This window comes from Sideroxyarcus sp. TK5 (genome assembly GCF_054601595.1).
On the sequence record NZ_BAAHSJ010000012.1, the window covers coordinates 1 to 23,824 of the forward strand.

Sequence of the window (23,824 nt, forward strand, 5' to 3'; positions counted from 1 at the left end):
CAGCACCGGCAGAACAAAGATGGAGCAATGCAATCGAGCAGTGAAATAGTTTAAGCTCGCAACCCAAGGGCTTTACTACTGATCGGTGGTAGGGCTACAGGGGGCAGGTCAGTGCCGGCCGACTTTCCCGGCTGCGCGAATCAGGTCATCGACCTCAGCTTCGGTAAGGTACTCACGGCTGCGGTATTCGGTGTTCTTCAGGCGGAGCGGAACTTTCCGATTTACGATGTTTGGCGCTGCCTTGATGGGGAACTGCAAGACCGCGTTACTGCGTGGTGCCATTGTGTGAACTCTCCGTATAAGGGGCTTTTTACGGAAAGTTTCAAACCCCTTCCGTCGTCAGCTGTTCACACAATTTACCTAGGTAGCTCAATTTCCAAAGCGAAAATTTCTTCGCTGAAAAAATGCGTCCCAAATGGACGCAGTGAATTTTTCTTCTAGTGCTTCTGACTACTTCAATAATCAGAAGTTAATCATTGTTAGTCATCAAATGGTGCGTATCAGATTGGACGCTAGAATTAAATGGATTGTCTAAACCTAGGTCAAACGGTTTTTGACAAAAATAATCCATGTTTCTTACTTGATGCCCCTCGTCGTTCCCGTTCTTTATCAAATCCACACTAATTTTTCCGTCTGCCAAACCTTTTCTGGTGTCATATATAACGTAGATCATCCACGCCACTCCGCAAGCGAACAAAACATAACCTAAAATTTCCAACATAATGCGATCTCCTTGCTCACTTAGGAAGTGGCAAACAACCACGAAATTACTGATGAAAGTAGCAACCAAGAAAGCGCCACCAATCCAGGCCCTAGCACTATCCCCAAACCAACAACTATCCTCTTCTGCATATTCATGCCATCGAACAGAGCCTTCTTAACTACCCAAAGCAAGGTTGCGGCGTAACCGACAAATATTCCCATCGAAATCACCCAGTTCAAGTTTGGCCAAGGTGTAATGCTTTTCGCAAAAGAGGAGAAATATAGGCCTAGCTTGACGGGAAATATTAAAACCACCTGATAATATAGAACGGCATACTTATATGGAGCCGCCTTAAGAAACGCGAAGTGATTGCTTTTCTCCCAGAGCGAGTGTCCCAGCCCAAACAGCGAAAAAATTACGATGACTAACAGCACGAAGGTCAAAGTGTCCGGAGATTCGAATGTAGTCTTCCCCTTGTACTTCCCATCCTTGTCGTAATGATATCTATCACCCCAATACATTCTCTTTAACTCCATTCAAAGCTCGCCATTCGCTTCCAATATTAGAATCTAGGAGCGCGATAATTTCCGTTGTAGAACGAACAGTCATAATTCGTTGGGAAGATTTCATCGCGCCTGATCCAATGCTCGTTTCCGTAGTTTGAAACTGCAAATGCGACCTTGATCAGATTCTTTTTCGTTTCGATGACGGGGCCACAGTTTGTCTCGTCGCCCTCTTTAAGTGATTTTCTAAATGCAACGACGCGCTTCCTTTCATTCGCCTGGCGTGTTGCCTCAGCCCTTTCGCTCTGCAGTTGTTGTTCGCGTTCCAGTGCAATGCGTTTTTTCATGTCATGGAATTCACTCAGGCGCTGCTTAGCATCAGCATTCCCACCTTTGGAAGCTTTAGTCCACAGACGCTCAGCCGCATCCCAATCTTGGTGATGATCGTATTTAATCAGCCCCAGCTTGTAGGCCGCCTCGGCACTTCCGGCTGCCGCTGCCTTCTCAAACCATTTCTCGGCTTCAGCATTCCACGCTTGGGTACCAAGGTAGAACAGACCACGCTGATATTTGGCATTGCCATCACCCTTCTCTGCGCTAAGATCCGATGCGATTCGATCTTGCTCTTCCTTCTGGCGAGCATCTTCCAGATCCTGCTGGCGTTTGGTCTCCAGTGCAATGCGGTCGTTAGCCTCTTGCTCCGCCAAAGCGATCAACCCACTAGCCCCCGAAATCTCAAGGATCTTTTCACGATCCACTGCAACCAAGGACCTCTTTGATCCAAACAACATATTCAGAGAACCAGCTAGTGCTTCACCTGAGGTCGTTGCACTCTTGGTCAATTCAGAAGAGCAAATGGAATAGCCAGTTGCTTCACGATAACCAGAACTACCAGTAAGGCGACTGAAGCACTCCCAACGATTCCCATACCCTGGACCTCGCTCTCTTTCAGCAGCGGAAACTTTGGTTGGTGCTAATGCCGTAAGACTGATCACTTTGCGTTTTGTATCAACGTAAAGCCGCTCTACACCTTCCTGAGTCAGGTCTGCAGTCTTGGCTGCTTTCCATGAGCTGCCATCTTTGATCAGATAGTAGATGCCATTGGGATGGGGGACATACTTCAGGAGAGCGTCATCAACGGAATATGGATTCTCACCACCAGACGTCGTTGATGCCTGTACCGTCATGGTTGAACAAGCTACCAAGGCAATAAATATATAAGACCCGATGCGAATAAGGTTTGTCAGCATTTCTTCTCCATTAATTTATTCTGATTTCAAATACCGTTCTCTGAATTTATCCATCGCAACCTTCATCTCTTGCGATCGAGCCCGCACGGCATCGCTACATCTTCTAGCGCCCTGGAGTACATCCTCTGGGACGGAATCATCCGAAGACATCACTGAAGTCAGTGATGCACTCATAAAGGCATTGATTGCGATAAATTCAGAAAAACTATCCGCCAGATGGATGATTTCTTCTTCCAATGTCATCTCTTCAGGCGATGGACTCTTTGATTTAAACAAGTCCATTTAATGCTCCTCCGTAACTGCCAATTGCTTTGATTCGAATCGGATGGTCATGTGCGGCTCCTCAGTTGATAGCCGAAACTTAGCAAAACCACCCTACTTCCCAAACATGAATTTTTCGAAATTCGATTTGTGCTACCGATTGCCGATTTGCCTCGTCCGTAACGGACACTCAGGGCGATTTAGACCTCGATAGCGAAATCAAACCACCTTCAGTCACCCAAACCCATAGTGTGTACTTTAACAAACCACACCCATAAATCAAACTCAAAGTGTGTGGATTAGGGCGCGGCTGTCATCAAGACTCCGCTCATGGGAAATCCAACTCAAAAGTTTGCCGCTCAATTGCTGTTCGCCAGCAATATGAAGCGGATACGTCTGGAGAAGAAGCTGACACAAGAGAATGTGGCTGAAGGCGCAGGCCTGCACCCTAACTACATCTCTTCGGTGGAACGGGGGGAGCGGAATCTGTCCATCGCCAATATCGAGCGCATCGCCTGCGCCCTTGGGGTGGGTATGCCGGAGCTGCTTACCGAACCAGAACGCGCGCAACGGAAGTCTGCTTCGAAGGCTTAGCTTTAGTTCTGTGGCCGCCCCCAATGGTCGGCGCATTGATCATACTGTGGGTATAAAACGCGATTATCCGCACGATCTCTTTTGAATTCAGGCATGCATCCTGCACTGCAGCAGGCATTCGAAAGCACTCTCTATTGGCAGATCGCTTCCGCTGAACTCTTCATCGCTGTGCTTGCCCGGCATACCTGTCGATTTCAGCAATCAAGATCGGCAATCGCTTCGTCAAGAAACTCTCGTTCCGGATCTTGGCTTGCAGCAGCCTAGGCTCAATCGCTTCGTAGATTTCGGCCCCGTGCTTTCGGGCGAAGATCCCGGCAGGACTGCGGGCGATTTCTGCTACCTTCTCTATTGCCTTGATTGCAATGCCCTCATCCCGCCTTATTACAGCTAAGACATATTGTTTTGCGACTTCGATCGAAAGTTCGATCTGGCGAAGCCCATTCCTGCTTTGCTTTTCTTTGATTCCACGGTAGTTCTCAACGCGGCTTATCAGGACATCCAGGGGATGCATCACGTAGAACGTATTGCCCTCGACCGCAGCTTCCACGGCACGGGTACGCACCGCTTCAGAATCAAGGTTGCCTATCCGGTGGATAACGTCGATGTTCATGAAGGTTCCGGCCGCATCGTCAATTACAAAGATCTGACCGCACAGGATGGTCAAGGCTTTACGCGGTGGATAGGAAGCCTTGCCCGCGATGATCTCCGCTAGAACCTTTACGTGCTCACGCTTGCCGAGGAAGTCGGCATCTCGGCTGACATAAGCGACATCCTCTTCAGTCGCGGGAGTGGCATCTATCCCGTAATGCTCGATCCAGAAAGCCAATGCTTGTCCACCAACCAGAATGAGGTCGCGTGGAATATGGGAGAGAAGCTGGAGGACAACTTCTCTGGTGATCGGGACTTCCGTCAGTCCGACAGGTTCAGAACTCTTCATTCCTGAACTTTACTGCAGTTGCCATTCCTTTGAACATGGATGCATCGGAGGATTTCGCCCGTCCTTCTCCGACCGCCTTGGCAAACTCCGTGCGCTGCTTGTTCTTTGCTTTGGCATAGGCGTCCCTTATAAACCCCTGCTGCCCGGACAATTCACGGAAGTATTCCGCCGAAACAAGCACGACTGAATCGCGCCCATTTTTCGTAATGGCGACAGCCTTCTCGGCCAGCGCCAAGTCGATCACTTGGCCAAGCCGGTTCTTTGCTTCTTTTGCGGTTACGGTTTGCATGGGTTGATAGTAGCTAAAGTAGCTACTTTATGCAAGACCATCCGATCCCCCACACGGCATCACGCCTTCCTGTCTTATAAAGACCGGTAACGAGCCGATCGATCGGCCATGGCGTCATTTTCAAATGCCATTATCTGGATGATCTCTTTTGAATTCAGCCCTACAAGTACCATCCTTATTGGCTTCCAGCATCACTCTCTATGTGCTCATTGAGACGGCAGCAATTAGCAAATAGGTGCATACCTGAACGAAAAGCCTGCCTCGATTCAACACCCTGCATCCATTTCTGAAAAGTTTCGCTTTGGGAATTTGCGAGTTTTGCTAACTTTCTCCTCACTAACCCAAAGGAGTCATTTAGATGTTTCGCAACAACCGTAAATCCAAAACCCTTAGCAAGGAGACCAAAGCTGCGCTGATTTTCAGCGGAATCCTCGCCTGGCTGACCATCGGTGCATTTGTCGTCGGGCAACTGGAAATCAAACCGGCCAGACTGATCCTCCAGCACGAAGGCTGCACGTTGATGCAGCGCATCGGCACCCACGTCAAGCTCTCGACCGACGGTGCGACCTGTGAAGTCAACGTCCCTTTCCGCCCTAACCTGCTCAACACAGGTGGTCGGGTGCATATCGATGGCAACCCCTTCACCCTTTCAGAACACCAGATCATTGCCTACAAGGTGCTGACCGATCAGCCCTATACGCCGTATCAGTTGAAGTTGATCTACCTGTTCGTAGGTGCGTCGGTCCTGCTGTTGCTCCTGCCATTCTCGGACAAGCTCTTTGCGAGCAAGGAGTGATCACCATGCATACCCTGAAGACCCATACCCTACCCGGCCAGCAAACCGACACCTTCCTTGTGTATTGGACCAACAGTACCGTTCGATTGGGTGGCCTGCTCCGCGTCAAAGTCGCCGCCAAAGTTGAAAACAAGGCTATCGCTGCCGAGTTGGCAGCCATCCAGCACCTGCTCGAAGTACGGTGTGTGCTTGGAAACAACATCAGCGGAAACGCCAAGACGCAGCTGGTCGTGTCGTCCGGCGCTATCCGCAAGCTGCAGCGGCGTCAGTCCGACAAGGTCCATCTGGCCCCTTATGCTAATTTCCTGTGCACACGATTCGCCGCTTGCCCCATCAGCGTGGAGAAAGATACCCGCTGGTTCAGAGAGCAGCTCCCCGTAACCGAGGAGGATCTGCTGGTCAGTGGCCCTCGTCAGGAAACGATCCGGCTGCGGGGGCTGGGCGAGGTCTCAGTGACCCGCCACGTTCTGGACCGCTTCGTTGACCGAGCCCTGGTTGATCAGTCCTCCGACCAAGTGATGCAGGTTGCCTGGAAGAAACTGAGCCAACTGGCCGAGCACCAGTCGGTTAAAGAGGTCTCGCGCCAGAGCTTGTGGGCGGGTGTCATCAACAATCGCAATGGAAAGCAGGAAGGCCGTTATTTCCTGAACAGTGTTCAACAGATGGTGATGGTCGTGACGGACAACCCGAATGAAGGCCCCCGTCTGGTGACCACTTATCCCGTCACCCGGCATTTCCGCCAGATGGCACAGGCAGCCTGAGTTGTCAGGTGTTCGCAATGATGAATAGGAGTCAGAAGATGTTGTTACAGATGATGGGCGCTTCAAGCGCATTGATGCTGCTGAGTTTGTGGTTGAGCTACCGGATATTGGCTAATGAGCCCGGATCAGCCCGTCAGGTTGCCGCCTGCCCTGCCAACAACGGGCAAGTCGTCGTGGCGATGAGGAGCAGACATGATCACTAATCTAAAACAGATGGTTCTGATCCGCTCAGGCCGGGAGGCAATCGAACAAGCACTGTTGACTGCCGTCCTGCGCTCATTCGAAAACTCTCATCCCGACCGTGAGGAAGTCGATGACCTGAGCGAGTTACTAGAAATATACAACCGCCTGATGGCCAGACACCAGCGATCCCTGATCGAAGTACAGGCCGCCAACGATAAAACCCATAAACAGGAGAAATAGATGAACCGCACCCCCACCTTCCTACATCCGCATCTCGATCTTAGCGTGAAGCCGGTCGATGCCCGCGCCAAGATGGAGCCGAATCTGCCTTGGGCGGACTGTTACAGCGTCGGTTTCAGGATCAGCACGCAAAGCCACGACAGTTTTGTGCATGCCATGATCTTCGCGGATTCCTTTGAACGGCTGCTGTATGGCATCGATCAGGAGAAAGAAACCCTGCGCACGCTTCCCTCTGAACAGCCGGTATTGAATATCGATGTTGTCTATCTGCGCAGCATGCAGACGCTGGATACGGAATATCTCCCTCAAGCCGATCGTGATGAGATTGAAGACCTGACTCGTGCACATCTCAAGAAGCGTGATGACAACCATTTCGTGGTGTTCGGAATCATCGGTGAGACCACGCTTGCGTTGATGGACGTGTATACCACTGACGCCAAGACTGCAGTCACCGTGGTTCGACAAAAACGAATCGATGCACCTCCGCAGGAATTTACTGTTTTGGAAGTGAGACAAGCTCATCCAGCCTCAAAATGGTTTGAAACCATGTTCAGGGAGGCCGCCCGCAGGATGAGTGCGATCGAAGATCGCGACACGCACTGGTCAGGCCAGTTGCATTAAGCCCGCTCGTAGTCCACGCGTTCGCGCAATTCCTTGCCGGGCTTGAAGTGTGGGACGTACTTGCCGGGGACGGAGACTGAAACACCATTCTTGGGGTTGCGGCCCATGCGCGGGGGGCGGTAGTTGAGGCTGAAGCTGCCGAAGCCACGGATCTCGGCTCGCCCGCCCTGTGACAGGCTGTCCGCCAAGGCCCCCAGGATCACAGCAACGGATAGTTCGGTGTCTTTATGAGTGAGTTGCGGGAAGCGTTCGGCCAGCTTATCGATGAGTTCAGAGCGGTTCATTTGATCTTGGGGTCGTTATACAAATATCCGCCTGCCTGCAGGCAAGCCGGCTGTGGATTATAGAGGAGGAAACTGAACATGGTTAACCACTGGAGGCGTTGGCGCAGGTTCGCGAACCGGAGCGGGATAGGATTCTTTGCGCCGCTAGTCGCAGGGTGCCGAATGATCAGGAAGCGTCGAATGGACTTCTTGAGGCAGATGCGCGTCGTGTATCGCTATGCGTTCTGGAAAGGCTGACCACCCAGCGCTATTGGGGGCTGGGTATGGCCTGCTGCAACTTCATCGAGATTATCGAGTCCTGGTGGCTGGTCATCAGCAATCTGGACGTCGCTCGCGTCATGCCCACATAGAGCAGTCTCACCTCTTCTTCGACAGAAGTCTTGTCGTCCGGCATCAGGCCGACACCCGGAATGACCACCAGCGGGAATTCGAGACCTTTGGAGGAATGCATGGTGATCAGCTTGACCGTGTCCTGCGCCCCACTGAATTGCACCTCCTTGCGACTGCTGACGGGGATGCCGGCAGCCTTGATATTGCGCTCAAGCGTCTGTCCGACCGGGTAATAGCTCCGATACAGGATGGCCATCTCATTCCAGGGCGTACCGGTACGGTTGGCTTCCTTAAGCTGATTGATGATCCACTTGGATTCTTCGTCCAGCGTAGGCAGGTTCACGAATACCGGTGGCGTCCCATGTCGGCCTGCGCTCATCGGCTGTACGATCGGCACGCCGTCCTCATCAGCCGCTTCATCCGACAGCAGTTCCCTCGCGAAAGATGCTGCGACATTGAGGATCTCCTGGGTGTTGCGGTAATTGATCTTCAGTATGGTCGTTCGCCCCTGTGCCTGGATACCCAAGCTCTTGAAGCTGAATTTTTGCTTATGGGTGTGCTCGTAGATGGATTGGGCATCGTCATACAAGACCATCAGCGAGTTGCTTAGCGGGTCGACCATCTGCACCACCAGCTTCAGCCACTCCGGACGGAAGTCGTGTCCTTCGTCTATCAGGATCGCATCGTATTGCCCGGAGGGGACCAACCCTTTGTCTACCGAGCGGATCAAGCAGTCGACCATGTCCGCATAAAATGCATCGTCATCCCCTGTATTCTTGGGCAGGTCGACGTGGTAGGCGCGCAGCTGAGCATTGCACCAGGCATGGAAGGTCTGCACATGGACCTTGCTGCTGACTCCCCGCTCTGCCATCTGGTCACGCAACTTCGCTGCAAGCGCCCGGTTGTAGCACAGAATCAGGATAGGCTTGACGCATGCCTGTGCAAGATGGAGGGCACGGTAGCCGAGGATGAGTGTTTTGCCGGAGCCAGCGACGCCGTGTATCACCCGGTGACCTTCTCCCAGGCTACGTGCCAGTTGTTCCTGCTGCAGGTCCATGACTCGCATGATGTCCGGCAGTTCGACCATCTCCTGTGACTCGTCCTCGAACAGCGATCCGCTTGAAGGCGTGGCGATACGAATCTCCGGGAACATGTGCCAGCGGATCCTGTCCAGCTGGGGCAAGGTGAGCTTGCCATGGAACTTGAGGGTGAACATGTTCCACAGCCGCTGCTGAAAATCTTCTGGCTCGATACTCTCGAACATCTCGTCCTGACAGATCACACGGCTGGGTTCCATGACCTCCCCCAGACCGGAGGACTCAAAGACGTTGCGCATGATGTTCGGCATCACCACACCGTAGCTCCAGGGGAACACCAAGTGGCCGGATTTAACGCCACTGTTGATGGTGAGCTGCGGGTCTTTCTGCAGCACGTTACTCACTGCATGCGCATATTGGCGAGCTTGCTCCATCGGGTTGATCAGATGCTTGATGCCTGAACCGGTCAATATCTCGAACGACTGCTTGGTGGCACTACGAATCGTATCGGGTTTCCAGTCCTTGACCTCAAGGATGAGTATGCCGCGCTGGGGATGGACGATGATGAAATCGGGATGTGAATTCGATGGACCGATCGGCACGTCATACCAGAGCAGGTAATCGTCTTCGAGCTTGGCTTCCAGACGCTGCGCAAGTCTCCGCTCTCCTCCAGTCATTCTGGATGTGCAAGTACTCAGGCTTGGGATAAGGGTCGCCACTTCGTTCCTTGTTGTCACATACGCTGACATGGAAACTACCACGACTGGCTATTTGGTGCATATGCCGAAAGGTCTATATATAGGTCTATATACTTTTTGCGATGGTGCGTAGCTAGCAGCATAAGCACATTACCTCATTGGGCTCACACAAAATGTTCTTTAAGCGTATCCGAAAATCGGCCATAGCTGCCGATGGTGCACGCCGTAGATAAAGTCCTCTTCTGGTAAAAAAACCGACCCAAGGATATCACTGTGTATGCATTCAAAAGTGTCTACAAAATCTATGGCGGCTTAGCGGATGAGTTGGTCATTTATTAGTAGGTTGCATCAAGCACAAAAGCGGTCAGCCGCTCTTTGTCGCTTGAAATAGAGTTGGCTTGTTCAGTGAGTTCGACAAGAAGCGCTTCTTTCGTATTTTTGAAAACGCAATCACTTTTGCTATCCCAGCGGTCACACATAAACCATCCGACCAGATAAATTCCACACGCCTCTCCGGCCAACTTCAAATATCGGTCATAGAGCTGGCTTTGCATCGCGGTCATGAGCTCCTTGTTCCAGCATCCCTTGTTTTCGATAATGACAGAGATGGATCGTCCATCCTGATCTTTGGTTTCTATCTTCAGATCGGTGCGCTCACCTATGCCATGCTCTTTGAGGTTTCTGACCTGGACTTCGCGGTCAATCACGAAAGTCGGCAAATCTCTTTGCAGATGGTCCTGAATAAAATCGGAAATCCGATCTTCGGTTTTGGGACGCCCAACATCACCGTTTCCGGTCAGGTTCCACAAGAAAGGTGCCATAGGGGTTTGCCCGTGCAGTCTTTCCTGTAATCGCCGCAAGGAAATCAGCACAGCATCCATGAGCTCGGCGCTACTTCTAGCAAGCCGCGCATCTCTGCGATGCGTATAGGAAATCAATTCGGAGGGTGTGATCGCTTGCAGGGTTTGCTTACGCAATGCACGCATGGCTTCATTAAGTTGGTATTTAAGCCAGTCCATTTTAGGAAAGCGTGAGCAAATCAAATCTAATGCTTTTATAGACTCCGGCGTCCCCAAACGGGATAAATAGCTTGGACAGTTATCGCGCATGCGCCCCACTTGGTCGCGAGCTGTTACCGTGTGAGCTTCGCCAGAGGGGTAGGGGGTGTCACTCACGGCAGGAAAATGTTCTTCAAGCCAAAAATATAGCTCGGCAATTTCCGCCTCTGTGAGGCGAGTCAAAATACTGCCGTTCCTATGTGAGTAGTTGGAAAGCCCCAGCATCAATTCTTTACCAAAGGAAGTGTTGCCGGACATGGTTTCCCAAATCAGTTTCCAGCAACGTTGAGTTTGATAGGCGAGCAGAATTTGCGCTGCGGTTAAAGCCAGTGGCTGGTTATTAGTCGCCTTGACCAAGCCACACGCAAACTTGTAAGCGGTTTCATCACCATGCTCCAATAAAATTTCTAGCAAGGTGGAGATTTGCTCAGGCTTCAAATCAGGTACAAGCAGATACTCGCCAATCATAGATGCCACTGGCTCAGTCCATATACATGCCAGCTCCCTTGCTCTATGCGGAGGTTGTGAGGCCGTAATTTCCGTATCGATTAATTTCCGAAAAGTTTTCAGCACGACTTCTGGCGCTTTTATGTAAGCCAATTGCATTAATTTTTCGCGCCGTTCACGATCTTGGTCTAGCGGGTATGCAACCAGGAAAGCTGCCCACCGATTCCAACTATCAGATGTTGCACTCAGGAGCGTCGAGGTACTTTCATCGAACAACAGTCGTAATGCCAGATAAGTTGCAGCATGCAAATAATTAACCGAACGATCATGTGAAATAAGATCCTCCGAAGTTTTCCGTTCATCAAGCCATGATTTTGCACAGGCCAAAATACGTGAACGATCTCGTGACGTTGCACGCTGCCAACCTCTGGATTTTGAAACGTTGTCAAAACTCCATGAATAATTTATTGCATCATCGGGTAGAAAAAGCTCCTGCCACAGTTTCATCCATGAATCATTTCGACCAGACTCAAATTCCAGCAATGCTTCTTCAACGCGCACTGGAGCTGGAGGATCAAGTGGCAGTGGAGTTTTGCTCCTCCAATTATTTTGTCGTAACAGCTGCTCCCTAAATATCCGCGCATCATCCGAATCAAGACCTATTGGCTCCATAAACTTTTCAATAGTGTCCGCCAATGGAGATTCTGTCTGACAAGCATCTTTACAAGCCGCAGAAATTACGGCTTCAAGCCACGATGTATCGGAGTCCCACCTCACAAATGTCCCAATACACTTTGCCAGTTTTCCCCTTAAATCACGACTTTCGTTTTGTTTGTAGGTTTCCAACAGCCAACCAGCATCCTTGGGCAGGATAATTTGCCGTTCACCATACATCAGGTTTGACAGATCGTGCTCGTTGTTTGCATGTGCCTTGGCATTGAGCAAGGCCATGATAGCTATTCGTCTTGTTGAGTCGTCTTGCTCCAGCCAACTTTCTTCGCGCTCACCGCGTCGGTTAAACAAATTTTCATAACGATCAATACAAATCCAGGCAGTATTGGTAAACACATCTAGTACATGGGGGTCATCGAGGTTACCCCACGCCTGTTTCATGACGGCATCTTTTAGGCGATTGGCATAAAAGGCTTCGTAATTCCACTGATCATCAGCAATCCATTGCAATGCAACCGACATGTCATTGTTAGTAAATTTCGCTACAAACTCTTCTGGCTTATAGCGAAATATTCCTAAGCAACGCTCACTCCGATTTTTTATAAATAGTCCAAAGATGTCACCTGTAGAAACATGTGCTGGCCACAGTGCAGGAATGGCAACAGATTTGAGCCTATCCTCCGGATCGTCGCCAGTTTCACCCAAGGCGATAGGGCGCAGCCGCCCGAGTTGCTTGTCGTTTGCAAGTTCTGTAACCGCATAAGTGGCCTCCTCTCGGAGGTGAGACTGTTCATCAGGATCTAAAGCTATAGACAGCAACTCTTCTGTCAGCTCATGGACTTCGCATGATGCAGCCATTTCCATGGCAGCCCTGCGCGCGACAAGGTTTACCTCTTTCCCGGAAATATAGGGGCGTAGTTGCCCTGCTAAACCGGGGTGTTTCAGTTTTCGGTAATGCTTGCGAAGCCCCCAATCTTGGTCAAATTCAGCCCCCATAGCGTAGGCTTGCAGCAAGTTTTCTGCCAACAGCGCTTTCTGCACATCCGTCTTATCTGATAAATCAGTGCGCAATAAAAGCAGTGGTTCTTTCTCCGCCAAGGCGTTAAAAACCTCACCATCAAGCGCAGCCAGCCAGATGGCCGCTTCTGCATGTTGCGGCGGGATGCGTTTATCGTCTGGGTGTAGCAATAACGGAAGAGTGTGCAGTGCATCCAATCCGCGTGAGTACAGATGCCAAGCCGCAAGGAATTCGGCATAAGACTGATGGGCAAAGCCTGTCCTGTTATGGCCCCGTCCGGAAAAAAGGGCGGTACATTCGACGGTTTCCTTGAGCGTGCGAGAATCAAGGGGAAAGTCGTGTCCGTCTGCACGCTCGACATCACCGATCATTTCGCTTTCTATGAGGTCGCCGGCCTCGGCTTCCCATTCGTTACTCAGCCAGATTGATGAGCGCTGGCTGAATATCATTTGTGCCGCAATGCGCCCAGCAACCGCCATGCGTTGACGCTTGTTGAGTGTACCGGCATGACCGGCCTCATTTCGGAATGAGCTGTGCTCTTCGGAAAGTGTTTCGCAGCCCTGCCGATACAACTCGGCACGTTGTTTAGGCAGGCCGTTAGGCCGCCCGAATAAACCGAGCAGCATATTCAATGTGATTGGGTGGCTGGCGAGAGGCTGGATTTCCTTGGACAGGACCTCTTCGAGGAATATATCTCCATTCAAACTGCGGTCTGCAGCGGCCTTTTGGATATCCACTCTGCGCAACGGAGCCAACTCGAATATGCTCACGCGATCAGCATCGCCCTCTTTGCTTGGCCAAAGCTTTTTCAAAGATCTCGTTAAATGCTCAGGCCAGTCGAAGGTGCGGCAGGTCAGCCGCAAGGACAGGCGATCTGTTGGGACGCTCTCCAATTGCGCGGCCAGAATTCTGGCGACGGCAGGTATGGTCAGTCTGCATTCGTCCAAGCTGTCCAGCAACAAAGTCAAATGATGATGGCCTTGCCGCCAAGCCAGCCACTCTGCCGATTCAAAAACATCATTGATGAGGCGCATGTCGGAGTGGTACTGGTTCAATTCCCTGTATAGGCATGCTTCGCCCTCAGCCTTCAAGCGATCCGACTCAACTTTCAACGTGGTGGATTTTCCAATGCCCGGCTCGCCCAACAGAATAGCGACCGGAAGTTCAGTCAGTTGCTGGAGCCGCTTGGGCTGGTACTCAGAGTAGTAATAGTAGGAATGCTCTTCGTCCGGGTCATTCAGGAAACCGGAATCATCAAGCGGTAATAGCGCACCCAAAGGAACCCAGAAGCGAGGCCAGTTGTGATTTTGTTTTGTCACTGATTTATCACTTATAAGTCCATGCGATGCCATATCCAGCATACAAATTTTGAATAGCTCCCTAATTCAGTGGGCACTTTACAGTCAAATAGTCTGGAATGTGCACCATTCCAGACGTTTATGAGTACAGCACTACTTGTCGGCTATGGCCGATGTGCCGACCTGGCAGTTCATCGGCCATTAACATAACGTACGAAGATGTCCGTTCGGCGCGTCAAAGCAGACTAGCTAGTCAACAATACTTTCTCGTGCTTAACGAGCCATGTGCGTCTATCTTTAGTAGCTTTTCAAGCTATTTGTAGATTGTTTGTATAAACTTCCCCTTATTTTGCCATCTGGTTACTAAACTAATTTCGTTAAGTTATGCTCCAACGCAAGAACAAAATGGTTGATGTAGATGTGCTTCTTATTTGTGCGCTTAAGGATGAGTATGATCAAATTCTTAAAGTCACAGATGGCATTCTCGATTCAGGCTGGAATGAGCATCCACTTGCTAATGGCTGGATAGTAGCCGATGCTAGTTTCGCAACTACGTCTGGCGGCACGTTACGCATCAGAGCAACGCATGCGAGTCACATGGGGCGTGAGCAGGTTCAAGCAGTTGCCAGTAAACTCATACATGATCAACCAACGCGGTGCATTGCCATGTGTGGCATCTGCGCTGGGCGACGCGGCAAAGTTTCCTTGGGTGATGTAATTTTTGCGGAACGGCTCTGGTCATACGATGCGGGGAAGGTAACTGTAGAAAATGGGGAATCGAAATTCCAAGGCGACCCCATTCAATATAATCCGACAAAAGTATGGGTACAGCGAATGCAGCATGTACCCATCCCGCAGCCAAGCACTCCTTGGTTAAGTTCACGTCCGATACTGCCATTAGAACATCAAGAAGAATGGGCATTACGCTGTGTTTATGCCGGTGAAATCCCAAGCCAACACTCAGACTTCAATTCAGCTTGTCCAAACTGGAGCGATGTTCTTCCTCGCCTTTGGAAGCGTAAATGGCTGGAAAAGCCTTTGACATTGACACCCACAGGCCGGCAACACGCTGAAGAAATTAACTTGCTCCATCCCGTTACACTTCCTGCGCCACCTAGCTTTGGGATTCATGTCGCACCTATGGCGACGGGAGCGGCTGTTAGCGAAGATGAGGGAATATTTCCTCGTCTCGCAGATTCAATGCGCAAAGTTCTTGGCATCGAAATGGAGGCAAGTGCATTGGGCGCGCTGGGTGAAGTCCACGGCATACCAGTAGTTGTCGCAAAAGGGGTGTCCGATTATGGCGACCCATTTAAGGATGACCGCTACCGAGAATTTTCCGCCAGAGCCTCCGCCGAATTATTGATCTCCTTTCTACGGAATGCGGCGGACTTGCTACCAATGCAAAACACCCCAACGGGGTTAGCCTCGGTAAGTGTTTCATCACCAGCGTCCGTTAATAACATGCCAGCCGATCTCATTAGCGTGCTTGCAGAAGAATATCCAGATGTGCAACATGCTCGTGCTTTATGGCAACGTGCAGGGGGCAAGGCCAGCGATGTTGAGAATATAAGCAGGCCGCGCGATCTTTGGCAGCGGCTTTGGCTGCGCAGTGTCCAAGGCGCCTCTGCGCGCCCGGAAAAGTTGTTGCAAGCAGCTTTGGAAGACTTGCCAGACAACGCCATTTTGCACCAGCATCTAGCCACTTTTAAAGTCCAATAAACATTATCAGGGGGTTGCATGACCAATTTACTAACCGAATTGTTAAACGCGGGGCTTATCGAAAAACTTGATGGCGACGATGGGCGTTTTTCGAAAATCGAACAAGCCGCCAAAGTCATCGCACAAGAACTTCGCGAACAGCCGCCGCAACTGATTCGGGCCATTTTGGCGGGGCTTGATCCTGACATTGCAGACGACGATCCCATTATCGTTAGAGCCGAACAGGCTTTGACTGAGGAGTGGAAATCCGTGCACGGGATTTTCCCTGACGGGCTTGTCAATATGCTTAGAGCCATTCTGCTGGATGCTTGTAACCAAGTAGCCGCAGAGGATAACAATGCAGCCATCCTTTGGTTGTCAGCCGCAGACACTTTGCCCTTATTACGGTTGGGCAGGGAGGAGACAGTAATTCGTCGCCTACTGGGTGATTGGGCAAGAATTGCAGAGGAGCAGGCTCTAGCGGCACATACATTGACTGCTATTGAGGAGGAGCAAGTTCGGAAAATTGACTTGAAGTTCACAAAGACTACTTCGCTTGAACCTCCGAAAGTAAACCGTGCTGCGCTATTAACTAAAGTGGAAGGTGCAGTGGGGCCACATAATCAGCAAAGCCAAGCAGCCCCAGATCCTAATCCTCATTGGCCAAATTCGCCCCAACACTGGGCTTGGCAATTTGCTCCAAGAATGCAAAAGCTGATGGCTGATGAATTGGATGGGCTGGCAACCAAGTTTAGCGAGTCACAGCTTGTAGAAATTAAAGAAGTACAGACTTATGTAACCAAGCTAACTAAATCGGTAAGTGAGTCACTGGTTGCCCAGCAGAAGAAAGTGGAGAAAATACGTCAAGCCGATCAAATCCGCTTGAATTCGCTGTGGTGGTCGGAGGCGCTTTACTCGTCTTCGTTGCGTTGCAGCTATCGCGAACTCACCCCCGTTATTGCGACAGTGGCAATGGCGGTTGATCTACTCAACGAAGTTTCCAATCCTACAACTGCCAGCGTCGGTTACTTGCTTGCCGAAGCAGTTAACAGACTGCCTGACGCAAGCTTTAATCAAAAATTCACGTTGCAGGCATTGCTAGAAGCACTCGGCAGCGGGCGTGCTCTGCTTTCTAGCGAATGGCTGGTGTCGCTTGATGTACCCGCCGAAGCTGGACGGATAAGTTTGCGCGATGGGGTGGTTTTGGTTATAACCAACAAAGCACATGATGTCGTGACGACACTGAAGCGCATGGGCGCGAATAGTGATTTTGAAATGAGCCTTCCCGAATTCGCTCATGCGTTGTTCAGGCAAGAGCAAGCAGTGCAATTGGCTGGGGTGTCAAATGAGTGAGCGTTGCTCAAACCCCAACTGTTACGTTCATGCCGGTGAGGGATGCTACTTGGGGGAAATGGAACGAGGGCAGTGTGCTTCGTGGTCTGCGTCAACGCCTGGAAATGAATCCGAAGCCCCCAGCCTTTCTACCACATCAGCACGTGTCCCTTGGTCGGGCAGCGCATTGGGATTGGCGGACATGGCGAATCTGAGCCCACGCGGTCGCACCATTCTGATTGGCGTACTGGGGGCGCATGATGCAGGCAAAACCACGCTGCTAACCGGCAACTACTTGCAGCTGTTGCAGGGACAGTCACTGGCAAATGCGCGGTTCGCCGGATCCAGAACATTGGGTGCATGGGAATCTTTAGCCGCTTGGACAAGGTTTGACGACGCCGCTCGCTCACCCACATTCCCTCCGCACACGCCGCGCGGCACCAGCCGTGTACCTGGATTGCTTCATTTGGCGCTGCGTAATGCCGAAGGGGATTTTCGGGATGTGCTGCTGACTGATGCCCCTGGGGAATGGTTCACTCGCTGGGCTATCAAGGAGGATGCGCCCGAATCGGAGGGGGCGAGATGGATGGTGCGCAATGCGGATGCATTTTTGGTCTTTGCGGACTGCAACCGGCTTGCCACGTCCAATTCGAAACGTGGTACAGCTCGAAATGAATTGCGCCAACTACTGGAACGCTTGAGCAATCATGTGGGTGACAGACCAACAGCCTTGGTCTGGGCGAAAAACGATATTGAACCCAATTCGGAAATTCTTTCTTCTATTCAGCAAACGCTGAAAAGGCAAGTCCCCCATGCAATTGAGGTGAATACCAGCACCAGCCAACCAGACTCTTTGACCAAGGCGCTAGAGGCGGTTCTTTGTCCCGCTTGGTCTCCGCTGCAGGCCAGTCGCATAGTTGAACCCATTCTCCATCACCACCCCTTCTCCGCGTTTCGAGGTGTTCATGCACACGCCTGAAATCGTACTGCTAGGTGGGCCGGATAGCGGTAAAACACACTTTGCGGGGCAACTCTATGGACGCTTGAAGAGAAACCCCGGCTTGCTTGAGCTTCGTGATACGCCCGCAGACCTCAGCGCGCTGGAAGAAGTACTGCATTGCCTAGAAAATGGCCATGCCGCAGGCCATACCTCAGCGGGCACTTGGACTGATGTTTTATTACCGCTAAAGGATAAGCGAGGCAACGAGCTGGATTTGCGCTGGCCAGATTACGGCGGCGAGCAATTGCGCACAATATTTACGGAACGCCAAGTAACAGAAACTTGGCGATCTGAACTTCGGCAGGCGGATGGTTGGCTGCTGCTCATACGATTGAAGAAAGAAATAACCTATCCCGATGCGCTGAAAGAGCTGGTGAAACGGCCCTCTGCTAGTAATGGTGCTGCTGCACGGGCGGGCGAATGGGATGGCAACGCACGCTGGGTAGAGCTGCTGCAAATTTTGCTGCATGTGGCAGGGGTAAATACTGTTTCACACGGCGAACAGCCGCGCTTGGCGGTACTGCTTTCCTGCTACGATGAGTTAACGACAGATGGCCTGCTGCCCTGCCAAGTACTGGCCGAACATCTGCCATTGGTCTCTGCATTTATTGACAGCATTTGGAAGCCTTCAGCCGTCAGTGTATGGGGGCTGTCAGCATTGGGCTGCCTATTAGAGCAGAACAGTGATAACGAAAATTTCATTAACCAAGGCCCTGAATATCAGGGCTGGGTAGTTAGTCCGGATGGACAACAGGATTCTGACTTAAGTCGTCCGCTTGCATGGTTGCTGGGGGCCAAGTGATTCCGCCGTTCAGGGCGCGGTATGGTGCTAGGAATAACAGTCATGGATTGCTGGAATGGCAAGGCCAGTCTGCTTCTTTTCCTTCCGAACTGCTCGGTTTGACCGACAAACCACCGGGCTATCTCGCCCCAAATGAGCGTTGGTGGCCTTCGCTGGGGTGTGGCTCTGTAGGCGATTGGTGGGCGATATGGTGGACAGTGCCCGATGATGCCGTTAGCCGGGGCGGCATGGTGCGCAGTGAGGTTGCTTTGTGGCCCTTGGTTGAAATCGGGGCCGTGAATGATTTGCGTCCCGTATTGGCATCGCTTTCAGGAGGGGAAACTATCCCCCCTTCTTCTTCCGAGTTGCTGCGCGCTGTAGCAGAGGCGTTGGTGTCATCAGAGATTAGACAGCCTCCTGTTGTAGCGGATATGAATGCTTGGGCGGGTATTATCGCCGACCTTTGGTTGCGATTGTGGCCTGACGCACGGCGCAGCTTTTCCGCGCGGGTTGCCGTGATCCCCCCCCAGGGCGGTGACTCGGTAGCGCCACCTTTACTTTATTGTGTGCCAACGCAACGCTTACCTGGGTGGACAGATTTTCCAGTGATTCGCACCGGTACTACAGGTGCTGGCCCATCAAGTCGTGCCGCCCTTTGGTTGGTTGGTGAAGACGATGTCACTATTAAAGAGATATTGGATTCCTGCAACTTTAGTTCTGGGGATCTGAAAAAACTTGCTACGGTGGCACGCGCCGCAGATCGTTTGGATAAGTTGCGCGAATTTCCCTCGCCAATGAACGCGCTTGAATTATTGCGCCCCTTGGCTGTTCTGGCACCATCGCCTGATTCGGCAATGAACTTGAAAACCGAGGCGTTGCGGGAGCTGAACCGTGGCTTTAACGAGGCGAAGCCTGAGTTGGTGTTTATGCTCAAGAACATTGACCTCGCCTCTTTCGCTGATGATCTGCATCCCGGAGCGGCACTCACAGCTTGGGTTCATAGTCGGGCCTCGCATTTAACATTGGACGAAGCGCGGCTACTGCTCACTGGCTTAGGAGAGAATAAAGCTCAAGTGTGGTGGCGAGTCTCAGTGCGAAAGGCACTTCATGATGGCTTTGCAGCGCCTGATAACCAGTGGGCAAAGGTCGCGATTAATTGGCTGGGGTTGCTCGATTGCGCCGAGAACCTCGAAGATGTTCTCCCCTCGAATGAAGCAGTTGAAAACAGATTGCTCGATGCCGCTACTGAGATAAAACTGCCCAAGAACGCGTTAGGACAACTTCAAGCACAAGCAGTAACGCGTCTATGGTCGCGCTTGCACGCTTGGGCAGTGATGGGCTTATTTTCGCCGTCACAGGCACTTGAACAACAGCGGAAATTTGCGGGCGATGTTATTGCAGGGCTGAAATATCTGGTCTCGCATTTGCCAGGGACGGATGTCGTCAACGAAGTAATCGACAAACCTGATAGTCAAATGATCCAGCTTGTTGCGCAACGTACAGCACGCGAGCCACATTTACTGCAGGACTTGGATACGGAGCATGCAGCTTGGCTGGAACTATGGGCTGCTCATCTCGCCGCCGGTGGTGATATTTGGCCACCGAAAGCGAACCACGAGGTGCTAGGGAGAAAACTGCTCAGTGCTTTAGTGTCGGGTGGAAAAGAGCCTTCAGGTCTTATCGCGCCCCTTGCGGGAGACTTAGCTGGAATTGCTTTTAATCTTCCTGATAGGGAAAAGCTGTGGGAGGTGTTGAAGGCAGATAGTCGCGCAGCATTGCTTCCCTTGGTTGCAGATGTCCTGATACAAGCCTGCAATGCTGGGCAGCGTGTTCATAGCCCTGAACCTCAACTGGCGCAGGAAGTACTGAAGCGAATGCGAGCAACCGGTTTCTCAATCAAGGTTTTTGCAGTGCTTTTGACTTCAGGTGTATCGCTGGACGAAAAGGATTTGATTCGCTGCATCTCATCTTCAGCACGAACTGATTGGCAACCCGCTATTGTTTCTGCAGTGGGGAAAGTTGTTTCAGATAGACGATGGAGCAAAGCGGCAGAAAAATTTTACGATTTGTTCATTTTGGAAGAATGGCGAGAACTTTTACCGGCATTGGACAAGTGCAAGACGTTGCTTTCTCCATGGCAGCGTATTCGATTTTCCGTCAAAACTGGAAATCGGGTTCACGAACCGGATATGGTGGCTGGGCTCGTTCTCCGCGTGGCAGAGTTGGGAGCTGACCTTACTCCTGATGAGCTTGATTACATCTGGGAGCGAGCAGGGGGAAAGCGAAAGGACCTGATCTCAGGCGGGACGCCCGCTAGCCGCTGGCAGGCGGCCGCATATTCTGCGCAATGCGGGAAACTTAAGGGAGGTCTGTCGGCATTAGTAAATGAAATGGAGAATTCGCATCCCCATAATCAAGATATAAAAGAACTCGCGAATATTTTACCGAAAGAGCGGAGCTGACGAAGGGGAAAACCATTGCTGATTTGCAGAGGGTTCAATGCGCTTCGGAATCTTGGACTCCAGCAAGCTGCCCTTGCTGATGTCCCCCGCGCTTTCGCATTCCGGCGGCCTGTTACCTCAAACGTTGGCCTCATCTAGAAATATGAACACAAAATACAGTCACGAAAAATCGGTGGAGAATATATTCAGAGAAAATTTCGCTGCAGCGGCGAGAAGTCTTAACCACACATTCATAGCCGCATCTCTCGATGGCCAGGATCGTCTTGCTGGGGCTGACTATTTATTTTCAAGCCAAAGTAAATATGCAATCGTTGAATTCAAGTATAGAGAAGACAACCTTCCATCAGAGATAAAAAAAGAAAAAAGGCATTTACTTTGCCAAGGATTGCACTTTGATCCATACGCACACTCACTTCACGATAAATGCCACTTCGCCGCATGGAGCAATAACACTGCGGAAATATACATAGAAACGAACATATATTTTAATGAAGTTTGCAACAAGCAATTCTGGGGCGATAGATTCCCCTACATTGATTCTCCTGCCCCCCAAAGGCGGTTAACTGAAAACCAATTCATTGATAATTTTCTCGCTGGGTGTGAAGGTGCCGACTTCAATCAATTTGAAGAATATCTTAAGTGGCTATTGCAATTAGGCGATGACTCCAACACAAATGGCTACTTGGAGTTACTCATCTCGAATCCATTCAACCAACGCGCTGCAGGACTTCCATTTACAAGTGTCCGATCTATGCACACCTGGATAGAAGTAAACAAGCCGGACTTAACACCCACTTACCCTCCATCTGGAGGGAGCTTCCCTCATGGCCCAGGAGGCTAACCCCTCCGTCGGGAGGGGGTTCCCACAAGCTGCGTTTGTGGATTCCCTTCGCGGCTTTGCTGCTACGGCCGCTCCTCACGTCAACCGTTTAATGTCTGGTAATTAGTTAGCGGAACAAACTTTGATTCAGTCGAAGGTAGGCTTCGGCCGAACTGCAGTCTTTCCGGAATATGACTCTTTTACCGACTGTTCAGTTCAACGCCCCCATTGATGAATGGGTAAATGGGAAATCCATCCCCCTCCCCATCCACCCAAATAAGGAAAGCTTATCTATACAGGCTACTGCACATGTCCAATCATCTCAATACCTCTAACGGCATCAAACACAACATTGCATTGGGCTGATTTACGGCAACTCCGGTATGTCGTGCATAGCGCCCCCCACAAAGAGGGGGCGACCATACAGCGTTCGGTACTTTCTACTACGCCAGTCTAGTCACTGGGTTCTGCGATTTATCCACTTCGCTGTGTCCTGTAATCCGTCAGGCCGGTTTGAGTATCTGGTCTCTGCCACCTTTCAAGTGGCTGGGTATTTCGTGAGTCTCATCGGGTGAGCAACTACGCGAGGCATTTCGGCCCCAACATAACTCGCAACTCTCGTCGCGCAGACCACTCGGCCTGTCTCTATCGTGCCCTCTCGGACACTCCCAATAATTGAATGAATCTTTTAGATCACACATCCGGCATACTCGTCATTCACCTACCACCAGTGAACTTATCCTCTCGGAACCGTCTTTTCCCCTGTGTCCATTTGCGAGCATCTGCCCTGGCGCGTGGACCACAACACTTCCCAGTAAGGAAGGAGGGGTATGTGTAATACGAACGTCTTGTCCTTTTGTGACACTCAGCTAATCCACTCTTCTTGTCCTTGATATCGATTTCACACCCTACTTCTGTTCTCCTGGCCATAGACCAAGCAGATAGACAGACAGCACAACACCACGCAACTCGACACCACCAGCCAACGGCGCAAAAGCCTTGTCGGCTTCGTGCATCGGTCCTGGGTGTTCAGTGCGCCCGCGTCGGGGTTACTTACGACTCTACTAACAGTTGATTGAATTGCTCTTGAATGTCTTGCCCGGACTGGGCGACAACAGGACGGACGGATTGCTCCATGCGTCTGTCGAAGACTGATCCGCATTACACGGAACAAATGAGTACGCTGTGTGCTTACTCGATTCTTCGCGGGGACTAGCCGCTCTGCTACTACTTGGAACGTCCTACTCATTTTGCTCTTGCTAACAGCGCCTGTAGACAAACGCAGCTTCCTTAACTGGAGCCACCCAGACCTCACCGAAGTGAAAGTGAGCGCATTGGAGCACAATTTTTTTGGCTGTGTCAATTATTTTGAGATGGCATTTCAAATGGCATTATCCGGCACATCTCTTTTGGATTCTCGGCTTAAACCACCGTTGTTGCTTAGGTTTGGCATCACTCTCTGTAGGTTGGCTTTCATTGTGAATATGCGTTCTTAGTTTGGTGAACTGAGGTCATATTTATTATCGACGAATAGATGTGCTCTTAGACGCCTGCTTCCACTTCATCTAGATATAATCTGAAAAGTGGCTACAAGTAGGCCCTTTTTACACATTCCAATACAACAAAATTCGCAGACTATGACCTGCTCCCTATAGACCGTACCATCTAGAAGTTAGTAAAGTCCGCTTTTGAAGAGAGGCGGAAATGAAGAAGAGTCGATTTAGCGAAGAACAGATCATTGGGTTCAT

General features: G+C 51.0%; 19 protein-coding genes. 11 read left to right on the forward strand and 8 right to left on the reverse strand.

Annotation, left to right across the window (positions count from 1 at the left end; translation table 11 throughout):
• Positions 1-741: 741 nt before the first annotated feature.
• From ACYPYQ_RS13050 to ACYPYQ_RS13060, 3 genes are read right to left on the reverse strand one after another with little or no spacing between them, the layout of a single operon-like run.
• Positions 742-1,239, reverse strand: coding sequence for a hypothetical protein (locus ACYPYQ_RS13050; RefSeq protein ID WP_459724342.1), 498 nt, complete (start codon positions 1,237-1,239; stop codon positions 742-744).
• Positions 1,240-1,265: 26 nt separating this feature from the next.
• Positions 1,266-2,456: an SEL1-like repeat protein gene (locus tag ACYPYQ_RS13055; RefSeq protein WP_459724343.1), complete on the reverse strand. Its 1,191-nt coding sequence runs from the start codon at positions 2,454-2,456 to the stop codon at positions 1,266-1,268.
• Positions 2,457-2,471: 15 nt separating this feature from the next.
• Positions 2,472-2,738 (reverse strand): hypothetical protein, encoded by a 267-nt coding sequence (locus ACYPYQ_RS13060; protein WP_459724344.1) that lies wholly within the window; start codon positions 2,736-2,738, stop codon positions 2,472-2,474.
• 309 nt (positions 2,739-3,047) lie between these two features.
• Here ACYPYQ_RS13060 and ACYPYQ_RS13065 point away from each other — a divergent pair, with 309 nt between their 5' ends.
• The gene (locus tag ACYPYQ_RS13065) at positions 3,048-3,311 is read left to right on the forward strand and encodes a helix-turn-helix domain-containing protein (RefSeq protein ID WP_459724345.1); all 264 of its coding nucleotides are present in this window, start codon (positions 3,048-3,050) and stop codon (positions 3,309-3,311) included.
• A gap of 160 nt (positions 3,312-3,471) precedes the next feature.
• Here the strand turns inward: ACYPYQ_RS13065 and ACYPYQ_RS13070 are convergent, their stop codons facing one another.
• Both ACYPYQ_RS13070 and ACYPYQ_RS13075 read right to left on the reverse strand, forming a co-directional pair.
• Positions 3,472-4,248, reverse strand: a complete 777-nt coding sequence (locus tag ACYPYQ_RS13070) for a hypothetical protein (RefSeq protein ID WP_459724346.1) — start codon at positions 4,246-4,248, stop codon at positions 3,472-3,474.
• A complete protein-coding gene (locus ACYPYQ_RS13075; RefSeq protein ID WP_459724348.1) occupies positions 4,235-4,537 on the reverse strand; it encodes a type II toxin-antitoxin system Phd/YefM family antitoxin in 303 nt (100 codons plus the stop codon). The genes ACYPYQ_RS13070 and ACYPYQ_RS13075 overlap by 14 nt, the downstream gene beginning before the upstream one ends.
• Before the next feature lie 358 nt (positions 4,538-4,895).
• Here ACYPYQ_RS13075 and ACYPYQ_RS13080 point away from each other — a divergent pair, with 358 nt between their 5' ends.
• The 4 genes from ACYPYQ_RS13080 to ACYPYQ_RS13095 all read left to right on the forward strand — a co-directional run bounded on the left by ACYPYQ_RS13080 (position 4,896) and on the right by ACYPYQ_RS13095 (position 7,138).
• Positions 4,896-5,333, forward strand: a complete 438-nt coding sequence (locus ACYPYQ_RS13080) for a hypothetical protein (RefSeq protein ID WP_459724349.1) — start codon at positions 4,896-4,898, stop codon at positions 5,331-5,333.
• A gap of 5 nt (positions 5,334-5,338) precedes the next feature.
• Positions 5,339-6,094, forward strand: a complete 756-nt coding sequence (locus ACYPYQ_RS13085; RefSeq protein ID WP_459724350.1) for a hypothetical protein — start codon at positions 5,339-5,341, stop codon at positions 6,092-6,094.
• A 192-nt stretch (positions 6,095-6,286) separates the two neighbouring features.
• Positions 6,287-6,517 carry a hypothetical protein gene (locus ACYPYQ_RS13090; protein WP_459724351.1) on the forward strand — a complete coding sequence of 77 codons (231 nt, stop codon included), beginning with the start codon at positions 6,287-6,289 and terminating at the stop codon, positions 6,515-6,517.
• On the forward strand, positions 6,518-7,138 hold the full coding sequence (locus ACYPYQ_RS13095) for a hypothetical protein (protein ID WP_459724353.1): 621 nt from the start codon (positions 6,518-6,520) through the stop codon (positions 7,136-7,138).
• On the opposite strand, the gene ACYPYQ_RS13100 is transcribed toward ACYPYQ_RS13095, so the two are convergent.
• The 3 genes from ACYPYQ_RS13100 to ACYPYQ_RS13110 all read right to left on the reverse strand — a co-directional run bounded on the left by ACYPYQ_RS13100 (position 7,135) and on the right by ACYPYQ_RS13110 (position 14,043).
• Positions 7,135-7,422 (reverse strand): integration host factor subunit beta, encoded by a 288-nt coding sequence (locus tag ACYPYQ_RS13100; protein WP_459724354.1) that lies wholly within the window; start codon positions 7,420-7,422, stop codon positions 7,135-7,137. The genes ACYPYQ_RS13095 and ACYPYQ_RS13100 overlap by 4 nt on opposite strands.
• A 247-nt stretch (positions 7,423-7,669) precedes the next feature.
• Complete coding sequence (locus ACYPYQ_RS13105; RefSeq protein WP_459724356.1) at positions 7,670-9,466, reverse strand: DEAD/DEAH box helicase; 1,797 nt, start codon at positions 9,464-9,466, stop codon at positions 7,670-7,672.
• A gap of 356 nt (positions 9,467-9,822) precedes the next feature.
• Positions 9,823-14,043, reverse strand: a complete 4,221-nt coding sequence (locus ACYPYQ_RS13110) for an NACHT domain-containing protein (RefSeq protein WP_459724357.1) — start codon at positions 14,041-14,043, stop codon at positions 9,823-9,825.
• Between the two features lie 342 nt (positions 14,044-14,385).
• On the opposite strand from ACYPYQ_RS13110, the gene ACYPYQ_RS13115 reads away from it, so the two are divergent.
• The 6 genes from ACYPYQ_RS13115 to ACYPYQ_RS13140 all read left to right on the forward strand — a co-directional run bounded on the left by ACYPYQ_RS13115 (position 14,386) and on the right by ACYPYQ_RS13140 (position 22,097).
• Positions 14,386-15,702: an effector-associated domain EAD1-containing protein gene (locus ACYPYQ_RS13115; protein ID WP_459724358.1), complete on the forward strand. Its 1,317-nt coding sequence runs from the start codon at positions 14,386-14,388 to the stop codon at positions 15,700-15,702.
• 18 nt (positions 15,703-15,720) lie between these two features.
• Positions 15,721-17,034 (forward strand): GTPase-associated system all-helical protein GASH, encoded by a 1,314-nt coding sequence (locus ACYPYQ_RS13120; RefSeq protein ID WP_459724359.1) that lies wholly within the window; start codon positions 15,721-15,723, stop codon positions 17,032-17,034.
• A 181-nt stretch (positions 17,035-17,215) separates the two neighbouring features.
• Positions 17,216-17,992, forward strand: coding sequence for a TRAFAC clade GTPase domain-containing protein (locus ACYPYQ_RS13125; protein ID WP_459724360.1), 777 nt, complete (start codon positions 17,216-17,218; stop codon positions 17,990-17,992).
• Positions 17,979-18,815: a TRAFAC clade GTPase domain-containing protein gene (locus ACYPYQ_RS13130; RefSeq protein ID WP_459724361.1), complete on the forward strand. Its 837-nt coding sequence runs from the start codon at positions 17,979-17,981 to the stop codon at positions 18,813-18,815. Before ACYPYQ_RS13125 ends, ACYPYQ_RS13130 begins: the two co-directional genes overlap by 14 nt.
• The gene (locus ACYPYQ_RS13135) at positions 18,794-21,256 is read left to right on the forward strand and encodes a GAP1-N1 domain-containing protein (RefSeq protein WP_459724362.1); all 2,463 of its coding nucleotides are present in this window, start codon (positions 18,794-18,796) and stop codon (positions 21,254-21,256) included. The genes ACYPYQ_RS13130 and ACYPYQ_RS13135 overlap by 22 nt, the downstream gene beginning before the upstream one ends.
• Positions 21,257-21,428: 172 nt before the next feature.
• Complete coding sequence (locus ACYPYQ_RS13140) at positions 21,429-22,097, forward strand: hypothetical protein (protein ID WP_459724363.1); 669 nt, start codon at positions 21,429-21,431, stop codon at positions 22,095-22,097.
• The last annotated feature ends 1,727 nt before the right edge of the window (positions 22,098-23,824 follow it).

Bases quoted from the DNA above. Each gene is read 5' to 3' on its own strand.
- ACYPYQ_RS13050 (WP_459724342.1), bottom strand. From the start codon at position 1,239: ATGGAGTTAAAGAGAATGTATTGGGGTGATAGATATCATTACGACAAG.
- ACYPYQ_RS13055 (WP_459724343.1), bottom strand. From the start codon at position 2,456: ATGCTGACAAACCTTATTCGCATCGGGTCTTATATATTTATTGCCTTG.
- ACYPYQ_RS13060 (WP_459724344.1), bottom strand. From the start codon at position 2,738: ATGGACTTGTTTAAATCAAAGAGTCCATCGCCTGAAGAGATGACATTG.
- ACYPYQ_RS13065 (WP_459724345.1), top strand. From the start codon at position 3,048: ATGGGAAATCCAACTCAAAAGTTTGCCGCTCAATTGCTGTTCGCCAGC.
- ACYPYQ_RS13070 (WP_459724346.1), bottom strand. From the start codon at position 4,248: ATGAAGAGTTCTGAACCTGTCGGACTGACGGAAGTCCCGATCACCAGA.
- ACYPYQ_RS13075 (WP_459724348.1), bottom strand. From the start codon at position 4,537: ATGCAAACCGTAACCGCAAAAGAAGCAAAGAACCGGCTTGGCCAAGTG.
- ACYPYQ_RS13080 (WP_459724349.1), top strand. From the start codon at position 4,896: ATGTTTCGCAACAACCGTAAATCCAAAACCCTTAGCAAGGAGACCAAA.
- ACYPYQ_RS13085 (WP_459724350.1), top strand. From the start codon at position 5,339: ATGCATACCCTGAAGACCCATACCCTACCCGGCCAGCAAACCGACACC.
- ACYPYQ_RS13090 (WP_459724351.1), top strand. From the start codon at position 6,287: ATGATCACTAATCTAAAACAGATGGTTCTGATCCGCTCAGGCCGGGAG.
- ACYPYQ_RS13095 (WP_459724353.1), top strand. From the start codon at position 6,518: ATGAACCGCACCCCCACCTTCCTACATCCGCATCTCGATCTTAGCGTG.
- ACYPYQ_RS13100 (WP_459724354.1), bottom strand. From the start codon at position 7,422: ATGAACCGCTCTGAACTCATCGATAAGCTGGCCGAACGCTTCCCGCAA.
- ACYPYQ_RS13105 (WP_459724356.1), bottom strand. From the start codon at position 9,466: ATGACTGGAGGAGAGCGGAGACTTGCGCAGCGTCTGGAAGCCAAGCTC.
- ACYPYQ_RS13110 (WP_459724357.1), bottom strand. From the start codon at position 14,043: ATGCTGGATATGGCATCGCATGGACTTATAAGTGATAAATCAGTGACA.
- ACYPYQ_RS13115 (WP_459724358.1), top strand. From the start codon at position 14,386: ATGGTTGATGTAGATGTGCTTCTTATTTGTGCGCTTAAGGATGAGTAT.
- ACYPYQ_RS13120 (WP_459724359.1), top strand. From the start codon at position 15,721: ATGACCAATTTACTAACCGAATTGTTAAACGCGGGGCTTATCGAAAAA.
- ACYPYQ_RS13125 (WP_459724360.1), top strand. From the start codon at position 17,216: ATGGCGAATCTGAGCCCACGCGGTCGCACCATTCTGATTGGCGTACTG.
- ACYPYQ_RS13130 (WP_459724361.1), top strand. From the start codon at position 17,979: ATGCACACGCCTGAAATCGTACTGCTAGGTGGGCCGGATAGCGGTAAA.
- ACYPYQ_RS13135 (WP_459724362.1), top strand. From the start codon at position 18,794: ATGGTTGCTGGGGGCCAAGTGATTCCGCCGTTCAGGGCGCGGTATGGT.